We start from the raw sequence: 1,212 nt of genomic DNA on the forward strand, positions 1-1,212 counted from the left end.
ACGTCGGCGGCCACCCGGCGCAGATCGGCGACCGCGGCCGCACGGCCCTCGGCGTCGGGCGACGCGAGACCGTAGCGGGGGTCCTCCCCCACGCGGCGCATCACGAACGGCACGGGCGTGACCGCGAGCGGCACCCCGGGCACGTGCGCGAGGAACCAGTCGTCGTCGTGCGGGTGGAAGCCGCCCATCCACGGCACCTCGAGCCCCGCGACCCCGGGAAGGGCGCAGAGCGCCGGCAGCAGCTCGGCCTCCAGCGCCGGATCCCACTGGGCGTGAGCGGGCGAGAGCGGGTAGGCGCTGACGAGCAGCGGTGCGGTCACGCCCGGGCCTCCGCGATGCCGTCGACGAACCACGACGTGAGGGTGGACGGGTGCGTGATCGCGGTGCCCACGCACACGGAGGCGGCACCGGCGCGGAGGGCCGCGGCGGCGTGCTCCGGGCGGTGCACGCGGCCCTCCGCCACGATCGGACCGGTGCAGCGCGCGGCGATCAGCTCGATCAGCTCCAGGTCGGGCCCGACGGTCTTCGGCCGCTCGCCCGTGTACCCGGAGAGCGTGGTGCCGAGCAGGTCCGCCCCCGCCTCCTCCGCGGCGACCGCGTCGTCGAGCGAGCCGCAGTCCGCCATGATCAGCGCGTCGGTGTGGGCGCGGAGCCCGGCGATCGTCTGCGCGAGCGTGAGGCCGTCCGGCCGCGGGCGACGGGTGCCGTCGATCGCGATGATGTCGGCCCCGGCATCCGCCACGGCCCGCGCGTGTGCCAGGGTCGGGGTGATGAAGACGTCGGACTCGCCGTCCTTCCACAGGCCGACGACCGGCACCGGGAGGTCGGCGACCGCGCGGATGTCGTCGATGCCCTGCACCCGGATGCCCGCAGCACCGCCGGCGAGGGCGGCCGCGGCGACCTGCGCCATGGTGCGCGGGTCGCGCATGGCCTCGCCGGGGTAGGCCTGGCACGAGACGATCAGGCCGCCGCGCAGCCGGTCGATGGTGTCGGTGAATCTCATGAGTTCCTCCAGGCCGATGCGGCGGCTCCCCGCAGCGGTGCGTCATCGCCGAGCGCACCCGGCAGGATCGGGGTGGACTGCAGCGCGTCGATGGCCTCGGCGCGGTACGCGGCGCGCATCGGACCCCACCACGCCTCGCCGATGTTCGGCACGCCCCCGGTGACGACGAAGCGCTCCGGGTCGAGGATCGTGGCGGCACCCGCGAGCGC

General features: G+C 75.8%; 3 protein-coding genes. All 3 read right to left on the reverse strand.

The window, feature by feature from the left end:
- The coding region (locus tag DW299_RS07410) for a DUF4862 family protein (RefSeq protein WP_168443091.1) at positions 1–320 on the reverse strand (320 nt) is incomplete at its 3' end.
- Positions 317–1,003: an N-acetylmannosamine-6-phosphate 2-epimerase gene (locus tag DW299_RS07415; RefSeq protein WP_136036209.1), complete on the reverse strand. Its 687-nt coding sequence runs from the start codon at positions 1,001–1,003 to the stop codon at positions 317–319. The genes DW299_RS07415 and DW299_RS07410, both read right to left, overlap by 4 nt.
- Positions 1,000–1,212 (reverse strand): ROK family protein (locus DW299_RS07420; protein WP_136036210.1); only part of this gene is annotated, 213 nt, incomplete at its 5' end. The genes DW299_RS07420 and DW299_RS07415, both read right to left, overlap by 4 nt.

Source organism: Microbacterium sp. K35, assembly GCF_004794375.1.
GTDB lineage: Bacteria > Actinomycetota > Actinomycetes > Actinomycetales > Microbacteriaceae > Microbacterium > Microbacterium sufflavum.